At 52.6% G+C, this 25,311-nt stretch carries 25 protein-coding genes; 13 read left to right on the forward strand and 12 right to left on the reverse strand.

Annotated features, from left to right (window positions below; all coding sequences use genetic code 11):
• Window positions 1–5: 5 nt before the first annotated feature.
• Window positions 6–665: a bifunctional tRNA pseudouridine(32) synthase/23S rRNA pseudouridine(746) synthase RluA gene (rluA, locus tag ACJHX4_RS11170; protein WP_000525208.1), complete on the forward strand. Its 660-nt coding sequence runs from the start codon at window positions 6–8 to the stop codon at window positions 663–665.
• Window positions 666–814: 149 nt separating this feature from the next.
• On the opposite strand, the gene djlA is transcribed toward rluA, so the two are convergent.
• Window positions 815–1,630, reverse strand: a complete 816-nt coding sequence (djlA, locus tag ACJHX4_RS11175) for a co-chaperone DjlA (protein WP_001200577.1) — start codon at window positions 1,628–1,630, stop codon at window positions 815–817.
• A gap of 254 nt (window positions 1,631–1,884) precedes the next feature.
• Between djlA and lptD the strand changes: the two genes are divergently transcribed.
• From lptD to apaH, 6 genes are read left to right on the forward strand one after another with little or no spacing between them, the layout of a single operon-like run.
• Window positions 1,885–4,239 carry an LPS assembly protein LptD gene (gene lptD, locus ACJHX4_RS11180; protein ID WP_000746171.1) on the forward strand — a complete coding sequence of 785 codons (2,355 nt, stop codon included), beginning with the start codon at window positions 1,885–1,887 and terminating at the stop codon, window positions 4,237–4,239.
• Window positions 4,240–4,291: 52 nt separating this feature from the next.
• Window positions 4,292–5,578 carry a peptidylprolyl isomerase SurA gene (surA, locus tag ACJHX4_RS11185; protein WP_000800457.1) on the forward strand — a complete coding sequence of 429 codons (1,287 nt, stop codon included), beginning with the start codon at window positions 4,292–4,294 and terminating at the stop codon, window positions 5,576–5,578.
• Window positions 5,578–6,567 carry a 4-hydroxythreonine-4-phosphate dehydrogenase PdxA gene (gene pdxA / locus ACJHX4_RS11190; RefSeq protein ID WP_000241227.1) on the forward strand — a complete coding sequence of 330 codons (990 nt, stop codon included), beginning with the start codon at window positions 5,578–5,580 and terminating at the stop codon, window positions 6,565–6,567. The genes surA and pdxA overlap by 1 nt, the downstream gene beginning before the upstream one ends.
• On the forward strand, window positions 6,564–7,385 hold the full coding sequence (gene rsmA, locus ACJHX4_RS11195; protein WP_001065365.1) for a 16S rRNA (adenine(1518)-N(6)/adenine(1519)-N(6))-dimethyltransferase RsmA: 822 nt from the start codon (window positions 6,564–6,566) through the stop codon (window positions 7,383–7,385). The genes pdxA and rsmA overlap by 4 nt, the downstream gene beginning before the upstream one ends.
• 2 nt (window positions 7,386–7,387) lie before the next feature.
• On the forward strand, window positions 7,388–7,765 hold the full coding sequence (apaG, locus tag ACJHX4_RS11200; protein ID WP_000610901.1) for a Co2+/Mg2+ efflux protein ApaG: 378 nt from the start codon (window positions 7,388–7,390) through the stop codon (window positions 7,763–7,765).
• A 6-nt stretch (window positions 7,766–7,771) separates the two neighbouring features.
• The gene (gene apaH, locus ACJHX4_RS11205; protein WP_000257181.1) at window positions 7,772–8,620 is read left to right on the forward strand and encodes a bis(5'-nucleosyl)-tetraphosphatase (symmetrical) ApaH; all 849 of its coding nucleotides are present in this window, start codon (window positions 7,772–7,774) and stop codon (window positions 8,618–8,620) included.
• 26 nt (window positions 8,621–8,646) lie between these two features.
• Here the strand turns inward: apaH and ACJHX4_RS11210 are convergent, their stop codons facing one another.
• The 10 genes from ACJHX4_RS11210 to ACJHX4_RS11255 all read right to left on the reverse strand — a co-directional run bounded on the left by ACJHX4_RS11210 (window position 8,647) and on the right by ACJHX4_RS11255 (window position 17,154).
• Window positions 8,647–8,931: a CcdB family protein gene (locus ACJHX4_RS11210; RefSeq protein ID WP_001160964.1), complete on the reverse strand. Its 285-nt coding sequence runs from the start codon at window positions 8,929–8,931 to the stop codon at window positions 8,647–8,649.
• Window positions 8,932–8,933: 2 nt separating this feature from the next.
• Window positions 8,934–9,167, reverse strand: a complete 234-nt coding sequence (locus ACJHX4_RS11215; protein ID WP_000125566.1) for a type II toxin-antitoxin system CcdA family antitoxin — start codon at window positions 9,165–9,167, stop codon at window positions 8,934–8,936.
• Between the two features lie 85 nt (window positions 9,168–9,252).
• Entirely contained in the window at window positions 9,253–9,732 is a 480-nt protein-coding gene (gene folA / locus ACJHX4_RS11220; protein ID WP_000624375.1) for a type 3 dihydrofolate reductase, read from the reverse strand.
• A gap of 191 nt (window positions 9,733–9,923) precedes the next feature.
• Window positions 9,924–11,786, reverse strand: a complete 1,863-nt coding sequence (gene kefC / locus ACJHX4_RS11225) for a glutathione-regulated potassium-efflux system protein KefC (RefSeq protein ID WP_000377124.1) — start codon at window positions 11,784–11,786, stop codon at window positions 9,924–9,926.
• On the reverse strand, window positions 11,779–12,309 hold the full coding sequence (kefF, locus tag ACJHX4_RS11230; protein WP_000600725.1) for a glutathione-regulated potassium-efflux system oxidoreductase KefF: 531 nt from the start codon (window positions 12,307–12,309) through the stop codon (window positions 11,779–11,781). The genes kefC and kefF overlap by 8 nt, the downstream gene beginning before the upstream one ends.
• Before the next feature lie 107 nt (window positions 12,310–12,416).
• Window positions 12,417–13,748 (reverse strand): MFS transporter, encoded by a 1,332-nt coding sequence (locus ACJHX4_RS11235; protein WP_001183209.1) that lies wholly within the window; start codon window positions 13,746–13,748, stop codon window positions 12,417–12,419.
• Between the two features lie 58 nt (window positions 13,749–13,806).
• Window positions 13,807–14,094 carry a ferredoxin-like protein FixX gene (fixX, locus tag ACJHX4_RS11240; RefSeq protein WP_000203744.1) on the reverse strand — a complete coding sequence of 96 codons (288 nt, stop codon included), beginning with the start codon at window positions 14,092–14,094 and terminating at the stop codon, window positions 13,807–13,809.
• Window positions 14,091–15,377, reverse strand: coding sequence for an FAD-dependent oxidoreductase (locus ACJHX4_RS11245; RefSeq protein ID WP_001287712.1), 1,287 nt, complete (start codon window positions 15,375–15,377; stop codon window positions 14,091–14,093). Before ACJHX4_RS11245 ends, fixX begins: the two co-directional genes overlap by 4 nt.
• A 50-nt stretch (window positions 15,378–15,427) precedes the next feature.
• Entirely contained in the window at window positions 15,428–16,369 is a 942-nt protein-coding gene (locus tag ACJHX4_RS11250) for an electron transfer flavoprotein subunit alpha/FixB family protein (RefSeq protein WP_001091513.1), read from the reverse strand.
• A gap of 14 nt (window positions 16,370–16,383) precedes the next feature.
• On the reverse strand, window positions 16,384–17,154 hold the full coding sequence (locus ACJHX4_RS11255; protein ID WP_000692217.1) for an electron transfer flavoprotein FixA: 771 nt from the start codon (window positions 17,152–17,154) through the stop codon (window positions 16,384–16,386).
• Window positions 17,155–17,626: 472 nt separating this feature from the next.
• On the opposite strand from ACJHX4_RS11255, the gene caiT reads away from it, so the two are divergent.
• The 6 genes from caiT (at window position 17,627) to caiE (ending at window position 24,776) form a co-directional block, all read left to right on the forward strand.
• Window positions 17,627–19,141, forward strand: coding sequence for an L-carnitine/gamma-butyrobetaine antiporter (gene caiT, locus ACJHX4_RS11260; protein WP_000787105.1), 1,515 nt, complete (start codon window positions 17,627–17,629; stop codon window positions 19,139–19,141).
• Window positions 19,142–19,171: 30 nt separating this feature from the next.
• Window positions 19,172–20,314 (forward strand): crotonobetainyl-CoA dehydrogenase, encoded by a 1,143-nt coding sequence (caiA, locus tag ACJHX4_RS11265; RefSeq protein WP_000347117.1) that lies wholly within the window; start codon window positions 19,172–19,174, stop codon window positions 20,312–20,314.
• Between the two features lie 128 nt (window positions 20,315–20,442).
• Entirely contained in the window at window positions 20,443–21,660 is a 1,218-nt protein-coding gene (gene caiB / locus ACJHX4_RS11270) for an L-carnitine CoA-transferase (RefSeq protein WP_000349970.1), read from the forward strand.
• A gap of 72 nt (window positions 21,661–21,732) precedes the next feature.
• On the forward strand, window positions 21,733–23,286 hold the full coding sequence (gene caiC, locus ACJHX4_RS11275; protein ID WP_001531367.1) for a crotonobetaine/carnitine-CoA ligase: 1,554 nt from the start codon (window positions 21,733–21,735) through the stop codon (window positions 23,284–23,286).
• A gap of 108 nt (window positions 23,287–23,394) precedes the next feature.
• On the forward strand, window positions 23,395–24,180 hold the full coding sequence (caiD, locus tag ACJHX4_RS11280; RefSeq protein WP_000004399.1) for a crotonobetainyl-CoA hydratase: 786 nt from the start codon (window positions 23,395–23,397) through the stop codon (window positions 24,178–24,180).
• 5 nt (window positions 24,181–24,185) lie between these two features.
• Complete coding sequence (caiE, locus tag ACJHX4_RS11285; protein ID WP_001295758.1) at window positions 24,186–24,776, forward strand: carnitine operon protein CaiE; 591 nt, start codon at window positions 24,186–24,188, stop codon at window positions 24,774–24,776.
• A 118-nt stretch (window positions 24,777–24,894) separates the two neighbouring features.
• On the opposite strand, the gene caiF is transcribed toward caiE, so the two are convergent.
• Window positions 24,895–25,290 (reverse strand): carnitine metabolism transcriptional regulator CaiF, encoded by a 396-nt coding sequence (caiF, locus tag ACJHX4_RS11290; RefSeq protein WP_000333124.1) that lies wholly within the window; start codon window positions 25,288–25,290, stop codon window positions 24,895–24,897.
• Window positions 25,291–25,311 lie beyond the last annotated feature (21 nt).

Here is a 25,311-nt window from a genome sequence, read left to right on the forward strand (position 1 = left end):
CGAAGATGGGGATGGAAAACTACAATCCGCCGCAGGAACCCTGGCTGGTTGTCCTGTATCAGGATGACCATATTATGGTGGTCAACAAGCCGAGCGGTTTGTTGTCTGTGCCGGGTCGTCTGGAAGAGCACAAAGACAGCGTGATGACGCGCATTCAGCGTGATTATCCGCAGGCAGAATCGGTGCATCGTCTGGATATGGCTACCAGCGGCGTGATTGTAGTGGCGCTGACCAAAGCCGCGGAGCGGGAGTTAAAACGCCAGTTCCGCGAGCGCGAGCCGAAAAAACAGTATGTGGCCCGCGTCTGGGGGCATCCATCCCCTGCGGAAGGTCTGGTGGATCTGCCGCTGATTTGCGACTGGCCAAACCGCCCGAAACAGAAAGTCTGTTACGAAACAGGTAAACCTGCGCAGACGGAGTATGAAGTGGTGGAATATGCGGCGGATAACACGGCAAGAGTGGTGTTAAAACCGATTACCGGGCGTTCGCATCAGCTGCGTGTGCATATGCTGGCGCTGGGTCATCCGATTCTCGGCGATCGTTTTTATGCATCACCAGAAGCGAGAGCAATGGCACCGCGTTTGTTGCTACATGCAGAGATGCTGACGATTACCCATCCGGCGTATGGCAATAGTATGACGTTTAAAGCACCAGCGGATTTTTAATAGTCACGCTGGCGAAGTTCGGTAGGCCGGATAAGGCGTTCACGCCACATCCGGCAATTGTGCGCCGATTGTCTGATGCTGCTCGCCGGATGCGACGCTGGCGCGTCTTATCCGGCCTACCGCGTCTTATCAGGCCTACACGTTGAAACTTATTTAAACCCTTTCTGCTGCTTTATCAGCTCATAGGCCTGCTGAATTTCCTGCGCTTTTTGCTTCGCCATCTCCATCATCTCAGGCGGCAAACCTTTCGCCACCAACTTATCGGGATGGTGTTCACTCATCAGCTTACGGTAGGCACGTTTGATGGTGGTCGCATCATCCGTCGGCTTCACGCCCAGCACATTACAGGCATCTTCCAGCGTCGGGCCACGCTGCGCTTGCTGCCAGTTACCACTGCCAGATTGCTGCTGATAACCGCCGCCAAACTGTGCACCGCCCTGCATCATGCGCAAAAACTGGTCAAACTGGGCGCGGGAGATGCCTAACTCTTCGGCAATGACATACAGCACCGCCCGTTCATTCGGGTGCAGTGAACCATCAGCAAACGCCGCCTGAATCTGGATCTCCAGAAACATACGAATTAAGTCAAAACGACCAAAGCAGACACTGCGAAACTGGCGCATCTTTTCGCGCAGCGGGTAATTATCTGATTTTCCCACCCGGAACGCATTTTGCGCCGCAGTACGGGAAGCGCCATGAAGGTTCATTCGGTCCATCAACTGGCTGGCGATATGAATATCAGCCTCCGTGACGCGACCTTTGGATTTGGTTAAATGGCCCATCACTTCAAAAGTGGTGGCAAAAAACAGCGCCTGACGCTCACGCTGGTTGGCGAACCACGCCATTTTACGGCTACGGGCTTTATCAAACATATGGCCAATTAACAGACCTAACACTACGCCCCAAAAGCCGCCGCCCATCAGTAAGGCCACGGCCACGCCAATGATTTTTCCCCAATACTGCATATATTCCCCAAATCGACACACGGATATCAGGGCTATCTCCCACAATATAAAGGTGCTTTTACCGTTTTCCGGCTGCGGTCAATTGTGGGACATCGCCTATAATTTGCATTATCATACCTGTCATTCAATGCCGTGCCTAACACCACTGACGCTATTCGGACAGGATTAACACTAGCGTAGAGATGACGAGTACGTTAGTCTCTGACCGTTTGTCACGCGCAACGTTACCGATGATGGAACAATAAAATCAACGTATGAAAAAACGTATCCCCACTCTCCTGGCCACCATGATTGCCACCGCCCTTTATAGTCAACAGGGACTGGCAGCCGACCTCGCCTCACAGTGCATGTTGGGCGTGCCAAGCTATGACCGTCCTCTGGTACAGGGCGATACCAATGACTTACCCGTGACTATCAATGCTGACCACGCGAAAGGGGACTACCCGGATGACGCCGTGTTTACTGGCAGCGTGGATATCATGCAGGGTAACAGCCGTCTGCAGGCCGACGAAGTGCAGCTCCATCAAAAAGAGGCACCAGGACAACCGGAGCCGGTACGTACCGTTGATGCGCTCGGTAATGTCCATTACGACGATAACCAGGTGATCCTCAAAGGGCCGAAAGGCTGGGCGAATCTGAACACCAAAGATACCAACGTCTGGGAAGGTGATTACCAGATGGTGGGTCGCCAGGGGCGCGGTAAAGCGGACCTGATGAAACAACGTGGCGAAAACCGCTATACCATTCTGGATAACGGTAGCTTTACCTCCTGTCTGCCGGGTTCTGACACCTGGAGCGTGGTAGGTAGCGAAATTATTCATGACCGCGAAGAACAAGTTGCGGAGATCTGGAACGCCCGCTTTAAGGTGGGTCCGGTACCGATCTTTTATAGCCCGTATTTGCAGTTGCCGGTGGGTGACAAACGTCGCTCTGGTTTCTTGATCCCGAACGCCAAGTACACCACCACCAACTACTTTGAGTTCTACCTGCCATATTACTGGAACATCGCGCCAAATATGGATGCCACCATCACGCCGCATTATATGCATCGTCGTGGCAACATCATGTGGGAGAACGAATTCCGCTACCTCTCCCAGGCGGGCGCTGGCTTGATGGAACTGGACTATCTGCCTTCAGATAAAGTCTATAAAGATGAACACCCGAACGATGACAGTTCACGTCGTTGGTTGTTCTACTGGAACCACTCCGGGGTCATGGATCAGGTGTGGCGTTTCAACGTCGACTACACCAAAGTCAGCGATCCTAGCTACTTCAATGACTTCGATAACAAATACGGTTCCAGTACCGACGGCTACGCAACGCAAAAATTCAGCGTTGGCTATGCGGTGCAAAACTTCAATGCCACCGTTTCAACCAAGCAGTTCCAGGTCTTCAGCGAGCAGAACACCAGTAGCTACTCGGCAGAGCCGCAGTTAGACGTTAACTACTACCAGAATGATGTTGGTCCGTTTGATACGCGTATTTACGGTCAGGCAGTGCACTTTGTTAACACCAGAGACGACATGCCTGAAGCAACCCGTGTTCACCTGGAACCGACCATCAATCTGCCGCTCTCTAATAACTGGGGCAGCATCAATACCGAAGCGAAGTTGCTGGCAACCCATTATCAGCAAACCAATCTTGACTGGTATAACTCCAGAAACACGACCAGGCTGGCAGAGTCCGCTAACCGTGTAATGCCGCAGTTCAAGGTAGACGGTAGAATGGTCTTCGAGCGTGATATGGAAATGCTGGCGCCGGGCTATACCCAGACACTGGAACCACGCGCGCAGTATCTGTATGTGCCATATCGCGATCAGAGCAAAATCTATAACTACGACTCTTCGCTGCTGCAATCTGACTACTCCGGCCTGTTCCGGGACCGGACTTACGGCGGTCTTGACCGTATTGCCTCCGCTAACCAGGTGACGACCGGTGTCACATCTCGCATATATGATGATGCTGCCGTTGAACGTTTTAATATTTCCGTTGGTCAAATCTACTATTTCACGGAGTCTCGCACTGGCGATGACAACATAACATGGGAGAATGACGACAAAACGGGCTCACTGGTATGGGCAGGCGATACTTACTGGCGCATCTCCGATCGTTGGGGATTGCGTGGCGGGATTCAGTACGATACACGTCTGGATAACGTAGCGACCAGTAACTCCAGCATTGAATACCGTCGTGATGAAGACCGTCTGGTACAGCTGAATTACCGTTACGCCAGCCCGGAATATATTCAGGCTACGCTGCCTAAGTACTATTCCACTGCTGAGCAATATAAGAATGGTATTTCGCAGGTAGGTGCCGTCGCCAGCTGGCCAATTGCCGATCGTTGGTCCATTGTTGGGGCCTACTACTACGACACCAATGCGAACAAGCAAGCCGACTCTATGTTAGGTGTGCAATACAGCTCCTGCTGCTATGCGATTCGCGTCGGTTACGAGCGGAAGCTGAACGGTTGGGATAACGATAAACAACATGCGGTATATGACAACGCAATCGGCTTTAACATCGAACTTCGCGGCCTGAGCTCCAACTACGGTCTGGGTACGCAAGAGATGCTGCGTTCGAACATTCTGCCGTATCAAAACACTTTGTGATTTGTTGATTTACCACGTAATCCGCAGTGCGGTTAATTGAAATGGAAAAAGTATGAAGAACTGGAAAACGCTGCTTCTCGGTATCGCCATGATCGCGAATACCAGTTTCGCTGCCCCCCAGGTAGTCGATAAAGTCGCAGCCGTCGTCAATAACGGCGTCGTGCTGGAAAGCGACGTTGATGGATTAATGCAGTCGGTAAAACTGAACGCTGCTCAGGCAAGGCAACAACTTCCTGATGACGCGACGCTGCGCCACCAAATCATGGAACGTTTGATCATGGATCAAATTATCCTGCAGATGGGGCAGAAAATGGGAGTGAAAATCTCCGATGAGCAGCTGGATCAGGCGATTGCTAACATCGCGAAACAGAACAACATGACGCTGGATCAGATGCGCAGCCGTCTGGCTTACGATGGTCTGAACTACAACACCTATCGTAACCAGATCCGCAAAGAGATGATTATCTCTGAAGTGCGTAACAACGAGGTGCGTCGTCGCATCACCATCCTGCCGCAGGAAGTCGAATCCCTGGCGCAGCAAGTGGGTAACCAAAACGACGCCAGCACTGAGCTGAACCTGAGCCACATCCTGATCCCGCTGCCGGAAAACCCGACCTCTGATCAGGTGAACGAAGCGGAAAGCCAGGCGCGCGCGATTGTCGATCAGGCGCGTAACGGCGCTGATTTCGGTAAGCTGGCGATTGCTCATTCTGCCGACCAGCAGGCGCTGAACGGCGGCCAGATGGGCTGGGGCCGTATTCAGGAGTTGCCGGGGATCTTCGCCCAGGCATTAAGCACCGCGAAGAAAGGCGACATTGTTGGCCCGATTCGTTCCGGCGTTGGCTTCCATATTCTGAAAGTTAACGACCTGCGCGGCGAAAGCAAAAATATCTCGGTGACCGAAGTTCATGCTCGCCATATTCTGCTGAAACCGTCGCCGATCATGACTGACGAACAGGCCCGCGTGAAACTGGAACAGATTGCTGCCGATATCAAGAGTGGTAAAACGACTTTTGCTGCCGCAGCGAAAGAGTTCTCTCAGGATCCAGGCTCTGCTAACCAGGGCGGTGATCTCGGCTGGGCTACACCAGATATTTTCGATCCGGCCTTCCGTGACGCCCTGACCCGCCTGAACAAAGGTCAAATGAGTGCACCGGTTCACTCTTCATTCGGCTGGCATTTAATCGAACTGCTGGATACCCGTAATGTCGATAAAACCGACGCGGCACAGAAAGATCGTGCATACCGCATGCTGATGAACCGTAAGTTCTCGGAAGAAGCAGCAAGCTGGATGCAGGAACAACGTGCCAGCGCCTACGTTAAAATCCTGAGCAACTAATGGTTAAAACCCAACGTGTTGTGATCACTCCCGGCGAGCCCGCCGGGATTGGCCCGGACTTAATTGTCCAGCTTGCACAGCGTGAGTGGCCGGTCGAACTGGTTGTTTGTGCCGATGCCACTCTCCTTACCGACCGGGCAGCGATGCTCGGTTTGCCGCTCACCCTCCGCCCTTATTCCCCCAACTCCCCTGCACAACCGCAAACTGCGGGCACATTAACGCTACTTCCTGTCGCGCTACGTGAATCTGTCACTGTGGGGCTGTTAGCGGTTGAAAATGGGCACTATGTGGTGGAAACGCTGGCGCGAGCGTGTGATGGCTGTCTGAACGGTGAATTTGCTGCGCTGATCACAGGCCCCGTGCATAAAGGCGTCATTAACGACGCAGGCATTCCGTTTACCGGTCATACCGAGTTTTTCGAAGAGCGTTCGCAGGCGAAAAAAGTGGTGATGATGCTGGCGACCGAAGAACTTCGCGTGGCGCTGGCAACGACGCATTTACCGCTGCGCGATATCGCAGATGCTATCACCCCTGCCCTTTTGCACGAAGTGATTGCTATTTTGCATCACGATTTGCGGACCAAATTTGGTATTGCCGAACCGCGCATTCTGGTCTGCGGGCTGAATCCGCACGCGGGCGAAGGCGGTCATATGGGTACGGAAGAGATAGACACCATTATTCCGGTACTCGACGAGCTGCGGGAACAGGGGATGAAACTCAACGGGCCGCTGCCTGCCGATACCCTGTTTCAGCCGAAATATCTCGATAACGCCGACGCCGTGCTGGCGATGTACCACGATCAGGGTCTTCCCGTGCTAAAATACCAGGGCTTCGGGCGCGGTGTGAACATTACGCTGGGCCTGCCCTTTATTCGCACATCAGTGGACCACGGCACCGCGCTTGAACTGGCGGGACGTGGTAAAGCCGATGTCGGCAGTTTTATTACGGCGCTTAATCTCGCCATCAAAATGATTGTTAACACCCAATGAATAATCGAGTCCACCAGGGCCACTTAGCCCGTAAACGCTTCGGGCAAAACTTTCTCAACGATCAGTTCGTGATCGACAGCATTGTTTCTGCCATTAACCCGCAGAAGGGCCAGGCGATGGTCGAAATCGGCCCCGGTCTGGCGGCATTGACCGAACCGGTCGGCGAACGTCTGGACCAGCTGACGGTCATCGAACTTGACCGCGATCTGGCGGCACGTCTGCAAACGCATCCATTCTTAGGCCCGAAACTGACGATTTATCAGCAGGATGCGATGACCTTTAACTTTGGTGAACTGGCCGCGAAAATGGGCCAGCCGCTGCGTGTTTTCGGCAACCTGCCTTATAACATCTCCACGCCGTTGATGTTCCATCTGTTTAGCTATACTGATGCCATTGCCGACATGCACTTTATGTTGCAAAAAGAAGTGGTGAATCGTCTGGTTGCAGGACCGAACAGCAAGGCGTATGGTCGATTAAGCGTCATGGCGCAATACTATTGCAACGTGATCCCGGTGCTGGAAGTACCGCCGTCAGCCTTTACACCACCACCCAAAGTGGATTCCGCCGTCGTGCGCCTGGTTCCTCATGCAACGATGCCTCACCCGGTTAAAGATGTTCGCGTGTTGAGCCGCATCACCACCGAAGCCTTTAACCAGCGTCGTAAAACCATTCGTAACAGCCTCGGCAACCTGTTTAGCGTCGGGGTGTTAACGGGAATGGGGATCGACCCGGCGATGCGAGCGGAAAATATCTCTGTCGCGCAATATTGCCAGATGGCGAACTATCTGGCGGAGAACGCGCCTTTGCAGGAGAGTTAACGATGATCAATTCGCCCCGAGTGTGTATTCAGGTTCAAAGCGTCTACATTGAGGCCCAATCTTCACCTGATAATGAACGTTACGTTTTTGCTTATACCGTAACCATACGCAATCTGGGGCGAGCGCCAGTGCAGTTGTTGGGGCGTTACTGGCTGATCACCAATGGCAATGGCCGTGAAACCGAAGTCCAGGGCGAAGGAGTGGTTGGCGTCCAGCCACTTATCGCGCCTGGCGAAGAGTACCAGTACACCAGCGGTGCAATCATTGAAACCCCGCTGGGCACCATGCAGGGTCACTACGAAATGATCGATGAAAATGGCGTCCCTTTCAGCATCGACATTCCCGTATTCCGACTCGCCGTTCCCACACTCATTCATTAAAAGAATATGGCGACATACCTTATTGGCGACGTTCATGGTTGTTACGATGAACTGATCGCATTGCTGCATAAAGTAGAATTTACCCCTGGGAAAGATACCCTCTGGCTGACGGGCGATCTGGTCGCGCGCGGCCCGGGTTCGCTGGATGTTCTGCGCTATGTGAAATCCTTAGGCGACAGCGTACGTCTGGTGCTGGGTAATCACGATCTGCATCTGCTGGCGGTATTTGCCGGGATCAGCCGCAATAAACCGAAAGATCGCCTGACACCGCTGCTGGAAGCGCCGGATGCCGACGAGCTGCTTAACTGGCTGCGTCGCCAGCCTTTGCTGCAAATCGACGAAGAGAAAAAGTTGGTGATGGCCCACGCCGGGATCACGCCGCAGTGGGATCTGCAGACCGCCAAAGAGTGCGCGCGCGATGTAGAAGCGGTGCTGTCGAGTGACTCCTATCCCTTCTTCCTTGATGCCATGTACGGCGATATGCCAAATAACTGGTCACCGGAATTGCGGGGGCTGGGAAGACTGCGTTTTATCACCAACGCCTTTACCCGTATGCGTTTTTGCTTCCCGAACGGTCAACTGGATATGTACAGCAAAGAATCGCCGGAAGAGGCCCCTGCCCCACTGAAACCGTGGTTTGCGATTCCTGGCCCCGTCGCTGAAGAGTACAACATCGCCTTTGGTCACTGGGCATCGCTGGAAGGCAAAGGTACGCCGGAAGGTATTTACGCGCTGGATACCGGCTGCTGCTGGGGTGGTACATTAACCTGCCTGCGCTGGGAAGATAAACAGTATTTTGTCCAGCCGTCGAACCGGCATAAGGATTTGAGTGAGGGAGAGGCGGTAGCGTCTTAAATCCCGTCGAGCATAAAATCTAATGCTCATTTAATCAACGTTCGGTGCGCGCTGGCATCGCAAAATTTCGTTCCCAGCGCGTTAACTGGAACAGTTGCAGTCTCATGCGTCATGAGCACATATTCTTTGCCGTCTATCAGTAAAAGGATTGGGTTAAGCCGTTCTGGTGGGCGAATACGGCTAAATCGTTCAATAGGTGTTAATGGAATAACGATACGGCGATTAATCTCACCAATAATGTCGCTGGTAACATCAATAACAAAGGGAAACGCGGCGTTCCTGCCGCGACTGCGGTATACCGTAAATTGCATCGCTAGAAGCTCCGGTACTCATCAGAGAAACATCCGGTTTCATCAGCCAATTGATTTAACGCAGCGATAGCTTCTGCGTTCTCTTCACGCCAACGTGTTGCTGCATGTTTTTTAAGTTCAGCATTGAGCGCAACCGTAAGGGTGGCGCTCATATTTAAGCCTGCATCACGAGCGCGATTGACTAACTCACGGTCGACGGTGACGGTCACACTTTGTGTGGTACGTTTTGCAGTCATGATCTCGTGCTCCTGTACAATTTATACGTCTAGTATACACGGATATCTGCACGTATCAGTGATGCCGGAATTCTAATATACGAAATTACCGCCGCTCCAGAATCTCAAAGCAATAGCTGTGAGAGTTCTGCGCATCGGCGTCGTGGAATTCACTGAATACCGATTCCCAGTCATCCGGCTCGTAATCCGGGAAATGGGTGTCGCCTTCCACTTCCGCGTCGATATGCGTCAGATACAGTTTTTGCGCTTTCGGCAGGAACTGCTCATAAACGCGACCGCCGCCAATCACCATGATTTCTGGTACGTCACCACACGCCGCAATGGCTTCATCCACCGACTTCACCCACGTTACGCGATCGTCCGTACCCGGTTGACTGCTGAGGATAATATTTTTGCGTCCTGGCAACGGACGACCGATGGATTCCCAGGTATGGCGGCCCATAATCACGGGTTTATTTAAAGTGTTGCGTTTAAACCAGGCGAGATCGGCAGGCAGGTTCCACGGCATGGCGTTTTCCATGCCGATAACGCGATCTACCGCTAACGCCGCAATCAGACTGATCATTGAGATTTCCCGATAAAAAAAATTGTCGCCACTATACGTAAAGCGTAAACCGTCGTCGACTGGTGCGAGGATGATGTTGAGGAAAATTTTATATTCTGCTGGCGAGTCCACGCTCTCTCCCTGGACTCGCCGCATTACAATGAAACAAAAACAAACAGTTAGCTGTAAAGCGTGATTTACGTCACTCTTTATTAGGATGAGGGCTTCGTTTCCGGTTCATCCGCCATATTGCCAGTATGTTTCCCTTCTTCGGTTCCCTGCCAGCCATGTCGTTGAATTAATGACAGATGTTCACGGTCTTCGGTAATGATCTCACTTAACATCGCGCTGGTGCGTTTATAGACCGCCGCACGGGCTTTGGTGTCGTTCTCAACCATTGCCATCTCTTCCACCATCTGAATATTAAAGCGGCGGAACACATCGGCACGTTCTCGCGCTTCATACGGCCCCAGACCTAAACTTTCCAGTGCCAGACGCCCGGTTTTCAGCGCACCTTCGAAGGTTTCACGCTCCGGCTTTTCAACGCCTGCCTGACGCAAACGAATGTAGTGGTCGACATCGCGGGCGCGGGCAATAATCTGCAAATGTGGGAAATGTTCTTTCACCATCTCCGTCAGTTGCAGGTTGGTTTGCGGATCGTCGATGGCGTTAATCAGCACTTCCGCTTTCGCCGCTCCGGCAGATTCCAGTAAATCCATCCGCGTGGCATCGCCATAAAACACTTTCATACCGAATTTACGCAGCGTTTCGATATGGTCCGGGTCGTGATCGAGCACCACCATTTTCACCCCGCTGGAGAGCAGTAAACGTCCGGTTATCTGCCCAAAACGACCGAATCCGGCAATGATTACCCGCGGCTGTTCTTCGTCGATCTCATCGGCTTCACGCGCCTCTTCAGTAGAAGATTGCTCAAGGCGATTGAGGATCACCAGCAGAATCGGCGTTGCCGCCATCGACAGTGCCACCGCCAGGGTCAGCGATTTCGCCCACTCTGGCTCCAGCACATTCGCCATCTGCGCCGCACCAAATACTACAAAGGCAAACTCACTGCCCTGCCCTAACAGCACCGCAAACCAGCGACGCTGTTTATTTGGCACCTGCAACGGCCGGGCAATCAGCCACAGCATGGCGATTTTGATGATGAGGAAACCGAGCAGCAAAATGACAATGCGCAACGGATTTTCAAGCAGCGTGCCAAAGTCTATCGACATGCCAACGCCGATGAAAAACAGCCCCAGCAGCAAACCTTTAAATGGTTCGATATCGCTTTCCAGCGCATGACGGTATTCCGAGCTTGCCAGCAGTACGCCCGCCAGAAACGCGCCCATCGCCATCGACAAGCCGACCTCTTCCAGCAGCAAACCAAAGCCAAACACGAGGAATAACGCCACGGCACTAAACACTTCCCGCAAGCCAGAGCGGGCAACAAAACGCAGTGCCGGACGCGTGACATAGCGCCCCAGCAATACCACCAGCACCAGCGCGCCCGCCACTTTTAACGCCGAGAGAACAAATGCGCCCATCGTCGTCGAGGCACTACTCGCTGCCAGTAGCGGGATCATCGCCACCAGTGGGATCGCCGCGATATCCTGGAACAGCAGCACCGCAAAGGCACTGCGGCCCATTTGCGTCACCATCAGATTGCGTTCATTCATCGCCTGCATGGCAATCGCCGTTGATGAGAGCGCCAGCGTCATGCCGATCAATTCTGCGACCTGCCAGCGCAGCCCAAGTAACATACAAAACAGCCCCAGCAGGCCGCCGCAAATCACCATCTGCAATGCGCCACCGCCGAACACTGCCGCACGCAGCTTCCACAGCCTTTGTGGATCGAGTTCGAGGCCGATAATAAACAGCATCAGCACCACGCCAATCTCTGCAAAGTGCAGAATAGATTCGGCATCGGTCACCAGTCGCAGCCCCCACGGGCCAATAATGCAGCCGGCGATCAGGTAGCCAAGAACCGATCCCAGACCGAGACGTACCGCAATGGGAACAATCAGCGCCGCCGAACCGAGATAAATCAGCGCCTGAATAAGCGTATGGCTATCCATGATGTGCCTCCTGCCATTCCAGCAGACGTTGCTTATAGTGCCGCGCCTGCCCTTCGAGGGTTTCGTCGTCACAAATAAAGGTGCAGTGCATGGCAAACGGTGGCAGCCAGTTCAGCCCGCAGTAGATTGCCGTCGCCTGTAGCGGCTGCGACAGCACATCAAAGCCCGGATGCGCACCAATCTCAAAATGGCTTTCCCCGCCGCCGGTCGTCACCGCCCACAGCAAATGTTTGCCGTGCAGCGCCGTGCCGCCGTGACCGTAAGCCCAGCCGTGCGAGAAAACTTTATCGATCCAAAGTTTAAGAAGCGGTGGAATGCTGTACCACTGCATCGGGTGCTGCCAGACGATCAGATCGGCACGAGACAGCGCCTCCTGTTCGGCGGCAATGTCGATATTGAAGTCAGGATAGAGTTGATAAAGAGAGCGAATTTCGACGCCTTCCAGCGTCCTTGCCTGTTCAAGCATCCGTTTATTCGCATGGGAATGATGCGGATATGGATGCGCATAAATTATAAGAATCATAGGTAGCCCGCGTGATTACGCCTTTGTTTTCCCACAAAGTGTAGTCATATATTCACGCAGCTTATAGTCAATAATATTGATTCAGAAAAGAGAGAAATCTGAACAAATTACCCCATTCTCTGCCCGCGGATCGTCATATTGCTGGTCTGCGCCAGTGACATCCCTCGAGTCTCCGGGGCAAACGCTACGGAAATCAACAAGCCAAATAGCGAGATACCCGCCCCCATTAGCATCGTGTTACTGATACCGTAATTATTGATAAAGATCGGCAGTGTCCAGGTCGATACAATAGTGCCAATACGGCTTAAGGACATAATCACGCCCACGGCAGAGGCGCGGATATCCGTCGGGAAGAGTTCATTAGGATAGAGCCACTGCAAATTACCCGGCCCGCCAGAGAAAAAGGCATACACCGCAAAGGCCATCACTACCAGCCAGATCCCCATATCCGGGATCAGCCCCAAAACCGCCAGCGCCAGCGTCATCATGGCAAAGCTGCCAATCAACAATGGACGCCGTCCGGCAGTGTTTAGCCACAGCATCGGCGGAATACAGCCGAGCATAAAGAACAGGCTAATCACCACGTTCCCCAGTGCCGCGTTTTTGCCAACCCCCAATCCCAACAAACCAACGATTTGCGGGCCAAAGGTGTAAATGGCGAACATGGGGATCACCTGGCAGGTCCAGATAGCGGCAACAAACAGAACAAAAGGAAAATGGCGGCGATTAAACAGATCGCGAAAACGGGTTTGCTGCGGCTGCTCTTCCTCGAAAGCCACCGGTTCGCCAAACAGTTTTATCATCATCTCTTCGCACTCTTTTACTCGCCCTTTGCGTAACAACCAGCGGGGAGATTCAGGCAGTTCGAATCGACCAATCAAAATCAACAAACAGGGAATCGCTGCGCTACCCAGCATCCAGCGCCAGCCGCCTTCCACATCATAAAGCCAATAGCCGACCAAATCGGCGCAGGTCGCGCCGACATACCACATCGCGGCAATAAAGCTGATGGAAAACGCCCGCTGACGGGTACTGGAGAACTCGGTGATCATTGAGGTGGCGATGGGATAATCCGCACCAATGACAATGCCGATAAGTACCCGCATCACCAACAGTTCGACGGGGGATGAGACAAACATCGTTGCCACCGATATCACGCCGATGGCGATGATATCAATGAGGAACATTTTGCGCCGTCCGACTTTATCGGAGATATAGCCAAACAGCGATGTGCCAACGAACAGCCCGGCGAGCGTTCCCGCGCCCAGCAAGCCAATCCAGTCAGCGTCCAGTTTCAGCGCCGGAGTCAGTTGCTCCAGCGCCACGCCAATCATTACCAGTACATAACCATCCAGAAACGGACCACCGCTTCCCCACAGCAAAATGCGGCGGTGAATAGAGGAGAATTTAAGATCATCAAAGTTTCTGGACGGTTGCATGGGTTATTCCTGTTTTTTTGCAATGAGAGTCAGTACGGCATTACGTATCAAACCAACATCAGCCGTAACGGAACTCCACACCAAAGGTGCCGCGCGGGTATTCCCACTGTTCCAGCGCCGACCCCAGCCCCAGAATGCGACAGGTGCCGCACTCCAGACATCCGGCGTAATCGAAGCGCACACTGCCGTCATCCCGCTTCTTGTACAGACCTGCGGGGCACGCTTTCACCAGCAGCTCCAGGGCCTGTTTATCGGCATCGGCCTTCACAACAATGTGCGGATGCTCTTCATCGACATTGAATTTATTGACGCCCAGTTTGACGTCCACATTGACGGGAGAAGTCATAAAACGGTCACTCCTTTCATGCCATCCTTGATCAGATTGATGAAGCCCACTTTCTTGCCGTGGCGGAGGATTTTCTTGCGCATCAGTTCCGGCGCACTGCCGTCAATGGTGAACAGGTCACGCGCCACGCCCACCGCCAGTTCCGGGTAGCCGTTAAACATGCGTGGGTTATCAAGGAACGCCGGTAGTTTCTGGTACATGCGCATATCGCGCAGCGGGCCACTCTCAAGATGCTGACGATATTCCGCGAGTTTTTGCTTACTGAAATCGTCGCTTTTCATCGCTGAAAGCACAGTTTTTGCTGCTGCTTCCCCGGCGGCAATCGCCAGATCCATACCGCGAATGGTAAAACCGAGGTTCATACACATTCCGGCAGCATCACCGGCAATCAATACGCCGTCACCGACCAGCTCCGGCAGCATGTTGATGCCTGCTTCCGGCACTACGTGAGCGGAATATTCCACCAGCTTGCCGCCCGCGATCAGCGGTGCAACGGCCGGATGTTGTTTGAAATCTTCCAGCATTTGCGGCACCGATTTTTTTGCGTCATGCAGATGATGGAGACCACAAACCAGCCCCAGCGACAGGGTATTTTCATTGGTATAAAGGAAGCCACCGCCCATCAGGCCATCGGTGGGTGATCCCGCAAACAGGCAAGCCGCGCCCTGATTACCCTGCAACTGAAAACGGTCTTCAATAACCGACTTCGGTAACTCGATCAGTTCCTTCACGCCAACCGCCACATCCGTCGGTTTAACGCGTTTTGCCATCCCCAGCTTTTCGGCAAGGATGGAATTCACCCCATCAGCAAGGATCACCGTTTTCGCTTCAATCACATCGCCATCGGCTTCTACACCGACGACTTTGCCATCGCGCTGTACGAGGTTATCGACGCGGATCCCGGTAATTAACTGCGCGCCCGCTTCTTCGGCCTGCTCCATCAGCCAGGCATCAAATTTACTGCGCAAAACGGAGTAAGAACGCTGGGATGGAGAGGTTTCGTCGCCATTGCAGTAGTCCATAGTCATCGCTGACTTTTCCGTCATAAACGCAAGTTTTTCATGGGTGATCAGGCGTTCTACGGGGGCGGAGTCAGCGAAACCAGGAATAATGTGTTCCAGACTGTGGGCATAGAGACGCCCGCCAGTGACGTTCTTGGCACCTGCGGAATTGCCTCGCTCGATAACTAACACTTGCGCACCTTCGCGGGCGAGCACCAGTGCGGCAACCGAACCGGCAAGCCCTGCACCGACGATGATGGCGTCAAAGATATCTTCGGACATAAGAGCTCCCTGTCAGCGGCAGGGCCGGAATGCAGCCCTGCCAGAGTGGATCAACGCGCTAAAGCTGCGGTCAGTGCCGGAAGGATCTTCACGGCGTCGCCAACAATGCCGTAATCCGCGTACTGGAAGATCGGCGCATTTTTATCTTTGTTGATGGCGAAAATGGTTTGCGACGCATTAGCGCCAACCATGTGCTGGATCTGCCCGGAGATCCCCACCGCCAGGTACAATTCAGGTTTCAGCATCAGGTTGGAGATACCGACATAGCGTTCGTGCTCCATCCATTTTTCGTTTTCCGCCACCGGACGAGAACAGGCCAACTCCGCACCTATCGCCTTACAAAGCTGTTCTGCCAGCGCAATGTTCTCTTTGCTGCCAATACCGCGACCGACGCTGACCACCAGGCGGGCTTTGTCGAGATCGACGCTGTTGCTCTGACGCGCCTGGGTTGCCGTGCGGGTAATCGCCACAGCCGGAGCCTGCCACTCCACGGTGTGCGTTTCGCCAGTGCGTGACGCGTCTGGCTGAGCCGCATCGAACGTGCCGCTGCTGATGGTCAGTACCGCATACGGCGTGGCAATGCGTTCTTCGCCAATCGCCAGACCGCCGTAAACCATGTGTTTCACTGTCGCTTTACCGTCCTGCACGCTAACAGCGCTGGCATCGTTAGACACCGCCGCGTTAAGGCGGTAACCCAGTTTCGCCGCCAGTAATTTGCCGCGACGGGTGTTTGGCAACAGCACCAGACCGTCTGCGCCGTGCTGGCGAATAGTGTCAGCCATGACACCGGCGTAATCTTCGATCATCCGCTCGTCTGGTTTGCCGCTTAATTTCCAGACATGATTAGCGCCGAGCTGGATTGCCTGTGCGCCGTCGGCATCATTGAGGACGAACGTGTTGATTTGATTAGCTAAAGCCTGCGCACCGTTCATCAGTTCCGGCAGACGAGAAGGGGTATCGCTGAATACCCAGACTTGAGAAAACGTGTTCATAGCATCCCCTGTAATTAAATGACTTTGCGAAGATTTTCAGCAAATGCGGCGATCTGTTCTTCGCCGTCGCCTTCAATCACGATGCGCTGACGCTCGCGCTGTTTCGGCGCGGCAACCTGTTGTTCTGACCAGGCTGCCTCTGCGTTAAAACCGATATCCGCCGCCGACCATACCTGGACTGGCTTTTTCGCCGCGCCGAGAATGGCTTTCATCGAAGGAATTTGTGGGGAGTTGATATCAGTGGAAACAGCAACAACCGCAGGCAGCGGAATGCTTAAGGTTTCTGTTTCATCTTCCAGTTCGCGCTCAACGGTGAGGGTATCTGCCGTCAGGGAGATAATTTTGCTGACGCCGTTAACTGCCGGAATATTAAGGATTTCGCCTACCAGCAAACCAACCTGCTGGGCATAAAGGTCGGAAGAACCATCGCCACAGAGGATCAAATCAAAGCCTGCTTTCTGAGCGGCTGCAGCAAGTACGCTCGCCGTTTGTTGCGGCAGTGCCTGCTCGAACTGGTCATCAATCACCACAATCAGTTCATCCGGACCGCGCGATAGCACATCTTTACGCCCTTTGGCGTTGGTCAGGGCTTTACCGCCCACACTTAAGGCCGTCACCTGCGCCTCTGCTGCCTGTTGCTTTAGCTGGCAAGCCGCTTCAATAGCGTTGAGATCGTATTGGCTTATTTTGGCATCGGCTTTGCTGAAGTCTAACGAACCATCAGCATTATTGACCGCAATATCCTGTTCATCAGGCACGCACTTATAGCAAGTAATAATCTTCATTGCATCTCCAGAAATCATGAAGGAAACGTCGTTCATATCGGTGGTGTTAATTACAGATATCACGCCCTTTAATTTGGAAATAAAACTTTAATCACCAATATTGAAAATGTCACACGCAGATAAATCCAACTTTCAATATTGTTAAGCTCCTCACCAATATTGAAAACATGGCGTAGCAAAAAGAAATTTTCAATATTGTTTTATGGATCACCAATATTGAAAGTCAGATGCTATTTTTTTACCCACAACAGAACATAACAAACTGATTAATAATCAAAATTAACGAAAAAATGCCCTCTATTCACCCGAAACAAAAATGTGACAACAATCACAGAATGCAGCTTATTGAATACCCATTATGAGTTAGCCATTAACGCGTCCACGAGGTTAATAATAATTATATTAAATGTTAACAAAAATAAAACAAACGGGAACGCAAAATAAATATTCGTTTTCACAGTGGAATTAACTCATGAAGAATGAAAAGAGAAAAACGGGAATAGAACCGAAGGTTTTCTTTCCGCCGTTAATAATCGTCGGCATACTTTGTTGGCTTACAGTCAGAGATCTGGATGCAGCGAATGTCGTTATTAATGCTGTATTCAGTTACGTCACCAATGTATGGGGATGGGCATTTGAATGGTATATGGTGGTGATGCTTTTCGGCTGGTTCTGGCTGGTGTTTGGCCCGTATGCCAAAAAGCGTTTAGGTAACGAACCACCAGAATTTAGTACCGCCAGTTGGATCTTTATGATGTTCGCCTCCTGTACGTCTGCTGCCGTACTGTTCTGGGGATCGATTGAGATCTACTACTACATCTCCACCCCGCCGTTTGGCTTAGAACCGAACTCAACAGGCGCGAAAGAGTTGGGGCTGGCTTACAGCTTGTTCCACTGGGGACCTCTGCCGTGGGCCACTTACAGCTTCCTTTCAGTCGCCTTCGCTTACTTCTTCTTTGTCCGCAAAATGGAAGTGATTCGCCCCAGCTCGACCCTGGTGCCGCTGGTAGGTGAAAAACACGCCAAAGGGTTGTTCGGCACTATCGTCGACAACTTCTATCTCGTCGCCTTGATCTTCGCGATGGGTACCAGTCTGGGCCTTGCCACGCCGCTGGTAACCGAGTGTATGCAATGGTTGTTTGGCATTCCGCATACCCTGCAACTGGACGCTATCATCATTACCTGCTGGATTATCCTCAACGCCATTTGCGTCGCTTGCGGTCTGCAAAAAGGGGTACGTATCGCCAGTGACGTGCGTAGTTACCTGAGCTTCCTGATGCTGGGTTGGGTGTTCATCGTCAGCGGTGCCAGCTTCATCATGAACTACTTCACCGATTCGGTGGGGATGTTGCTGATGTATCTGCCGCGCATGTTGTTCTATACCGATCCCATCGCTAAAGGCGGCTTCCCGCAGGGCTGGACCGTGTTCTACTGGGCATGGTGGGTGATTTACGCTATCCAGATGAGTATCTTCCTCGCCCGCATCTCCCGTGGTCGTACCGTGCGTGAACTGTGCTTCGGCATGGTGCTGGGGCTGACAGCGTCAACCTGGATCCTGTGGACTGTACTCGGTAGTAACACCCTGCTGTTGATAGATAAAAACATCATCAACATTCCAAATCTGATCGAACAGTACGGTGTGGCGCGCGCCATCATCGAAACCTGGGCCGCTCTGCCACTCAGCACCGCCACCATGTGGGGCTTCTTCATCCTCTGCTTTATTGCCACCGTTACGCTGGTTAACGCCTGCTCTTATACCCTGGCGATGTCCACTTGCCGCGAAGTACGTGACGGCGAAGAACCCCCGCTGCTGGTGCGCATTGGTTGGTCAGTTCTGGTTGGCATTATCGGCATTGTTCTGCTGGCGCTCGGCGGCCTGAAACCGATTCAAACCGCCATTATCGCCGGAGGATGCCCGCTGTTCTTCGTCAACATCATGGTGACGCTCTCCTTTATTAAAGACGCGAAACAGAACTGGAAATATTAATTAACCCCAAAAATATCAAGAGGTTGAAAGATGGATTTTAATTTAAATGATGAGCAGGAACTGTTTGTCGCCGGTATCCGCGAACTGATGGCCAGCGAAAACTGGGAGGCCTATTTTGCCGAGTGCGACCGTGACAGCGTCTACCCGGAACGTTTTGTCAAAGCCCTGGCGGATATGGGTATCGACAGTCTGCTGATCCCTGAAGAGCACGGTGGTCTGGACGCGGGGTTTGTTACTCTCGCCGCCGTGTGGATGGAACTGGGTCGTCTGGGAGCGCCAACTTACGTGCTGTATCAGTTACCGGGCGGGTTTAACACCTTCCTGCGTGAAGGTACGCAAGAGCAGATCGACAAGATCATGGCTTTCCGCGGCACCGGTAAGCAGATGTGGAACTCAGCGATTACCGAACCGGGCGCAGGCTCCGACGTGGGTAGCCTGAAAACGACTTATACCCGTAGAAATGGTAAGATTTATCTTAATGGTAGTAAGTGTTTTATTACCAGCAGCGCCTACACCCCGTACATCGTGGTGATGGCGCGCGACGGGGCTTCTCCGGACAAACCTGTCTACACCGAATGGTTTGTTGATATGAGCAAACCGGGCATCAAAGTGACCAAACTTGAGAAGCTCGGTCTGCGTATGGATAGCTGCTGTGAAATCACCTTTGACGATGTGGAACTGGACGAGAAAGACATGTTCGGTCGGGAAGGTAACGGCTTTAACCGCGTCAAAGAAGAGTTCGACCATGAACGTTTCCTGGTAGCCCTGACCAACTACGGTACGGCGATGTGCGCCTTTGAAGATGCGGCGCGCTACGCCAACCAGCGCGTGCAGTTTGGCGAGGCTATTGGTCGTTTCCAGTTGATTCAGGAAAAATTCGCCCACATGGCGATCAAATTAAACTCCATGAAAAACATGCTGTATGAAGCAGCGTGGAAAGCAGACAACGGCACCATCACCTCTGGCGATGCAGCGATGTGCAAATACTTCTGCGCCAATGCGGCATTTGAAGTGGTGGATAGCGCAATGCAGGTGCTGGGCGGTGTCGGGATTGCGGGTAATCACCGCATCAGCCGCTTCTGGCGTGACCTGCGTGTAGACCGCGTTTCCGGAGGATCTGACGAAATGCAGATCCTGACGCTGGGCCGCGCGGTGCTGAAGCAATACCGCTAAGTCCGTGCGCTGCCTGATGCGACGCTGACGCGTCTTATCAGGCCTACAGGAGCACGAATGTCGGCCGGATAAGGCGTTTACGCCGCATCCGGCAGTCATGCGCTACATAAATTTTTCAGGAGCTAATAATGGATCATCTAACCATGCCGAAATTCGGGCCGCTGTCCGGATTGCGCGTTGTCTTCTCCGGTATCGAAATCGCCGGACCGTTTGCCGGACAAATGTTCGCAGAATGGGGCGCGGAAGTTATCTGGATCGAAAACGTCGCCTGGGCCGACACCATTCGCGTTCAACCGAACTACCCGCAACTTTCCCGCCGCAACCTGCACGCGCTGTCGTTAAATATCTTCAAAGATGAAGGTCGTGAAGCGTTTCTGAAATTAATGGAAACCACCGATATCTTCATCGAAGCCAGTAAAGGTCCGGCCTTTGCCCGTCGTGGCATTACCGATGAAGTCCTGTGGCAGCACAACCCAAAACTGGTTATCGCTCACCTGTCCGGTTTTGGTCAGTATGGCACCGAGGAGTACACCAATCTTCCGGCCTATAACACTATCGCCCAGGCCTTCAGTGGTTACCTGATTCAGAACGGTGATGTTGACCAGCCAATGCCTGCCTTCCCGTATACCGCCGATTACTTTTCTGGCCTGACTGCCACCACGGCGGCGCTGGCAGCACTGCATAAAGTGCGTGAAACCGGCAAAGGCGAAAGCATCGACATCGCCATGTATGAAGTGATGCTGCGTATGGGCCAGTACTTCATGATGGATTACTTCAACGGCGGCGAAATGTGCCCGCGCATGACCAAAGGGAAAGATCCCTACTACGCCGGTTGCGGTCTGTATAAATGCGCCGACGGCTACATCGTGATGGAACTGGTGGGCATTACTCAAATTGCAGAGTGCTTTAAAGATATTGGCCTCGCACATCTGCTCGGCACGCCAGAAATTCCGGAAGGCACCCAGCTTATCCACCGTATCGAATGCCCTTACGGCCCACTGGTAGAAGAGAAACTCGATGCCTGGCTGGCGGCACATACCATCGCAGAAGTTAAAGAACGCTTTGCCGAACTGAATATCGCCTGTGCCAAAGTACTGACCGTACCGGAACTGGAAAGCAATCCACAGTATGTGGCTCGCGAATCAATCACTCAGTGGCAAACGATGGATGGTCGCACCTGCAAAGGGCCGAATATCATGCCGAAATTCAAAAATAACCCCGGACAAATCTGGCGCGGAATGCCCTCACATGGCATGGACACGGCTGCCATTTTGAAAAATATCGGCTACAGCGAAAACGACATTCAGGAGTTGGTCAGCAAAGGTCTGGCCAAAGTTGAGGACTAAACGCGTGGCGTCAGTCAGCTTGCCTGACTAGTGCCCGCTCAATAACAAACGAACAAAATGGATAGAGGTGCAATGGATATCATTGGCGGACAACATCTACGTCAAATGTGGGACGATCTGGCGGACGTTTACGGTCATAAAACGGCGCTGATTTGTGAATCCAGCAGCGGAGTCGTTAACCGGTATAGTTATCTTGAGTTAAATCAGGAGATTAACCGCACGGCAAACCTGTTTTATACGCTGGGGATTCGCAAAGGCGACAAGGTTGCTCTACATCTCGACAACTGCCCGGAATTTATCTTTTGCTGGTTCGGGTTGGCAAAAATTGGCGCGATTATGGTGCCGATTAACGCCCGCCTGTTGCGCGAAGAAAGCACGTGGATCCTGCAAAATAGCCAGGCGTGCCTGCTGGTGACCAGTGCGCAATTTTATCCTATGTATCAACAGATTCAGCAGGAAGATGCCCCTCAGTTGCGGCACATTTGCCTGACAGATATGGCACTTCCCGCTGATGATGGCGTGAGTTCGTTTACTCAACTGAAAAATCAACAACCTGCCACCTTGTGCTATGCACCGCCGCTATCGACTGACGATACGGCGGAAATTCTCTTCACCTCCGGCACCACCTCCCGACCGAAAGGGGTGGTGATAACTCATTACAACCTGCGCTTCGCTGGATATTACTCCGCCTGGCAGTGCGCACTGCGTGATGATGACATCTACCTGACGGTAATGCCTGCATTTCATATCGATTGCCAGTGTACTGCGGCAATGGCGGCATTTTCTGCCGGGGCCACCTTTGTGCTGGTCGAGAAATACAGCGTCCGCGCCTTCTGGGGGCAGGTACAGAAGTACCGTGCCACCGTTACCGAATGTATTCCGATGATGATCCGTACCCTGATGGTACAACCACCTTCTGTGAATGACAGGCAACACTGCCTGCGGGAAGTGATGTTTTATCTCAACCTGTCAGAGCAGGAAAAAGACGCTTTTTGTGAACGCTTCGGCGTCCGCTTGCTGACGTCTTACGGGATGACGGAAACCATTGTTGGCATTATCGGCGATCGCCCTGGCGATAAACGACGCTGGCCGTCAATTGGTCGGGCGGGGTTTTGCTACGAAGCGGAGATCCGCGACGATCACAATCGCCCGCTCCCGGCAGGTGAAATCGGTGAAATCTGTATTAAAGGCGTACCAGGGAAAACCATCTTCAAAGAGTATTTTCTCAACCCGAAAGCCACTGCGAAAGTGCTGGAAGCCGATGGCTGGCTACATACCGGCGATACCGGATACCGCGACGAAGAGGGCTTTTTTTATTTCGTCGATCGCCGCTGCAATATGATCAAACGCGGTGGCGAGAATGTCTCCTGCGTGGAGCTCGAAAATATCATCGCCACCCATCCCAAAATTCAGGATATCGTGGTTGTGGGTATTAAAGATTCGATTCGCGATGAAGCCATCAAAGCATTTGTGGTGCTGAATGAAGGTGAAACATTGAGCGAAGAGGAATTTTTCCGCTTCTGCGAACAAAATATGGCGAAATTTAAAGTGCCCTCTTATCTGGAGATCAGAAAAGATCTGCCACGTAATTGCTCGGGGAAAATAATTAGAAAGAATCTGAAATAAATGAAACGGCAGGGAACTACCCTGTCAGCTAATAATCACGCTCTAAAACAATATGCATTTTTTGCAGGGATGTTGTCGTCCCTGAAAAAGCAAAAATGGAGAAAAGGAATGAGTGAATCATTACATCTGACCCGCAATGGATCAATTCTGGAAATTACCCTTGATCGTCCAAAAGCGAATGCTATTGATGCAAAAACCAGCTTTGAAATGGGCGAAGTATTTCTAAATTTCCGTGACGATCCGCAATTACGTGTCGCCATTATTACCGGTGCCGGAGAGAAATTCTTTTCCGCGGGCTGGGATTTAAAAGCGGCAGCAGAAGGCGAAGCACCGGATGCTGACTTTGGCCCGGGAGGTTTTGCGGGATTAACCGAAATTTTCAATCTCGACAAACCGGTCATCGCCGCTGTGAACGGCTATGCCTTTGGCGGCGGCTTTGAACTGGCGCTGGCGGCAGATTTTATTGTTTGTGCCGATAACGCCAGCTTCGCCCTACCGGAAGCCAAACTGGGCATCGTTCCTGACAGCGGCGGCGTGCTGCGTCTGCCGAAGATCCTGCCGCCTGCCATCGTCAATGAAATGGTGATGACCGGCAGACGAATGGGCGCAGAAGAGGCGCTGCGTTGGGGGGTAGTCAACCGCGTGGTTAGCCAGGCGGAACTGATGGATAACGCCCGCGAACTGGCGCAGCAGCTGGTTAACAGCGCTCCGCTGGCGATTGCGGCGCTGAAAGAGATCTACCGCACCACCAGCGAAATGCCGGTAGAAGAAGCGTATCGCTATATTCGCAGCGGCGTGTTGAAACACTATCCATCGGTTCTGCATTCGGAAGATGCCATTGAAGGGCCGCTGGCGTTTGCCGAGAAGCGCGATCCAGTGTGGAAAGGACGTTAACAACCGTGAGCTATTACGCCTTTGAGGGGTTAATTCCGGTTGTTCACCCGACGGCGTTTGTCCATCCCAGTGCAGTATTGATTGGCGATGTGATTGTGGGAGCCGGTGTCTACATCGGCCCACTCGCCTCACTGCGTGGTGACTACGGGCGGTTGATCGTGCTAGCGGGAGCCAATATTCAGGATGGCTGCATTATGCATGGCTACTGCGACACTGACACCATCGTTGGGGAAAACGGTCATATCGGGCACGGAGCGATCCTGCATGGTTGTGTGATTGGTCGCGATGCACTGGTCGGGATGAACAGCGTGATTATGGATGGCGCGGTCATTGGCGAAGAGAGCATTGTTGCCGCTATGAGCTTTGTCAAAGCGGGCTTTCGCGGCGAGAAACGCCAGTTGTTGATGGGTACGCCAGCCCGCGCTGTACGCAGCGTGAGTGACGACGAGTTACACTGGAAACGGTTGAATACCAAAGAGTATCAGGATCTTGTCGGGCGCTGTCATGCATCGTTACATGAAACGCAGCCACTGAGGCAAATGGAGGAAAATCGCCCCCGTTTGCAGGGGACGACGGATGTGACGCCGAAACGGTGATCTTGCCGGATGCGGCGTAAACGCCTTATCCGACCTGGCTGGAAAGCAACCGTAGGCCGGATAAGATGCGCCAGCATCGCATCCGGCAACCAGGCTGCGTGGTATCAACGAAATGACATTAACGACGCATACTCTTTGACAACATCATCTGCCACTTCTGCTCGCGGTTAAGTTCCGTGAGCGGAACGGCAGGAATACGCGGCGTCTTTCTTACGCCGACTAATTTATCCCGGCTGTTATTGCGCAGACGCGCGTAAATTTGCTCATCGATATCAACCACTTTAACCAGTCGCTGACACTGGCATCCCCGCCCTTCCAGCTTATTAGGGATCATCTTAACTTCGCAGCTTATTTCTGTGACTTCCGACAGAATATAAGTCAGGGTATTAACCGCCTTGCTGTGTTCAATATCGAAATGAATAGAGATCTCTCTTGCTATCACCCACCGATTTTCAGCCATCATCCATTCGGCGATTAACAAGTAGAGTGGTTTTTCAACATATCCTTCACACATACGAACTCCAGTTTCACAAAT

This window comes from Escherichia sp. WS2035 (assembly GCF_046487065.1).
GTDB classification, from domain to species: domain Bacteria; phylum Pseudomonadota; class Gammaproteobacteria; order Enterobacterales; family Enterobacteriaceae; genus Escherichia; species Escherichia coli.

Excerpts from the sequence above, each read along its gene's own strand:
- rluA (WP_000525208.1), top strand. The coding sequence starts at position 6 with ATGGGGATGGAAAACTACAATCCGCCGCAGGAACCCTGGCTGGTTGTC.
- djlA (WP_001200577.1), bottom strand. The coding sequence starts at position 1,630 with ATGCAGTATTGGGGAAAAATCATTGGCGTGGCCGTGGCCTTACTGATG.
- lptD (WP_000746171.1), top strand. The coding sequence starts at position 1,885 with ATGAAAAAACGTATCCCCACTCTCCTGGCCACCATGATTGCCACCGCC.
- surA (WP_000800457.1), top strand. The coding sequence starts at position 4,292 with ATGAAGAACTGGAAAACGCTGCTTCTCGGTATCGCCATGATCGCGAAT.
- pdxA (WP_000241227.1), top strand. The coding sequence starts at position 5,578 with ATGGTTAAAACCCAACGTGTTGTGATCACTCCCGGCGAGCCCGCCGGG.
- rsmA (WP_001065365.1), top strand. The coding sequence starts at position 6,564 with ATGAATAATCGAGTCCACCAGGGCCACTTAGCCCGTAAACGCTTCGGG.
- apaG (WP_000610901.1), top strand. The coding sequence starts at position 7,388 with ATGATCAATTCGCCCCGAGTGTGTATTCAGGTTCAAAGCGTCTACATT.
- apaH (WP_000257181.1), top strand. The coding sequence starts at position 7,772 with ATGGCGACATACCTTATTGGCGACGTTCATGGTTGTTACGATGAACTG.
- ACJHX4_RS11210 (WP_001160964.1), bottom strand. The coding sequence starts at position 8,931 with ATGCAATTTACGGTATACCGCAGTCGCGGCAGGAACGCCGCGTTTCCC.
- ACJHX4_RS11215 (WP_000125566.1), bottom strand. The coding sequence starts at position 9,167 with ATGACTGCAAAACGTACCACACAAAGTGTGACCGTCACCGTCGACCGT.
- folA (WP_000624375.1), bottom strand. The coding sequence starts at position 9,732 with ATGATCAGTCTGATTGCGGCGTTAGCGGTAGATCGCGTTATCGGCATG.
- kefC (WP_000377124.1), bottom strand. The coding sequence starts at position 11,786 with ATGGATAGCCATACGCTTATTCAGGCGCTGATTTATCTCGGTTCGGCG.
- kefF (WP_000600725.1), bottom strand. The coding sequence starts at position 12,309 with ATGATTCTTATAATTTATGCGCATCCATATCCGCATCATTCCCATGCG.
- ACJHX4_RS11235 (WP_001183209.1), bottom strand. The coding sequence starts at position 13,748 with ATGCAACCGTCCAGAAACTTTGATGATCTTAAATTCTCCTCTATTCAC.
- fixX (WP_000203744.1), bottom strand. The coding sequence starts at position 14,094 with ATGACTTCTCCCGTCAATGTGGACGTCAAACTGGGCGTCAATAAATTC.
- ACJHX4_RS11245 (WP_001287712.1), bottom strand. The coding sequence starts at position 15,377 with ATGTCCGAAGATATCTTTGACGCCATCATCGTCGGTGCAGGGCTTGCC.
- ACJHX4_RS11250 (WP_001091513.1), bottom strand. The coding sequence starts at position 16,369 with ATGAACACGTTTTCTCAAGTCTGGGTATTCAGCGATACCCCTTCTCGT.
- ACJHX4_RS11255 (WP_000692217.1), bottom strand. The coding sequence starts at position 17,154 with ATGAAGATTATTACTTGCTATAAGTGCGTGCCTGATGAACAGGATATT.
- caiT (WP_000787105.1), top strand. The coding sequence starts at position 17,627 with ATGAAGAATGAAAAGAGAAAAACGGGAATAGAACCGAAGGTTTTCTTT.
- caiA (WP_000347117.1), top strand. The coding sequence starts at position 19,172 with ATGGATTTTAATTTAAATGATGAGCAGGAACTGTTTGTCGCCGGTATC.
- caiB (WP_000349970.1), top strand. The coding sequence starts at position 20,443 with ATGGATCATCTAACCATGCCGAAATTCGGGCCGCTGTCCGGATTGCGC.
- caiC (WP_001531367.1), top strand. The coding sequence starts at position 21,733 with ATGGATATCATTGGCGGACAACATCTACGTCAAATGTGGGACGATCTG.
- caiD (WP_000004399.1), top strand. The coding sequence starts at position 23,395 with ATGAGTGAATCATTACATCTGACCCGCAATGGATCAATTCTGGAAATT.
- caiF (WP_000333124.1), bottom strand. The coding sequence starts at position 25,290 with ATGTGTGAAGGATATGTTGAAAAACCACTCTACTTGTTAATCGCCGAA.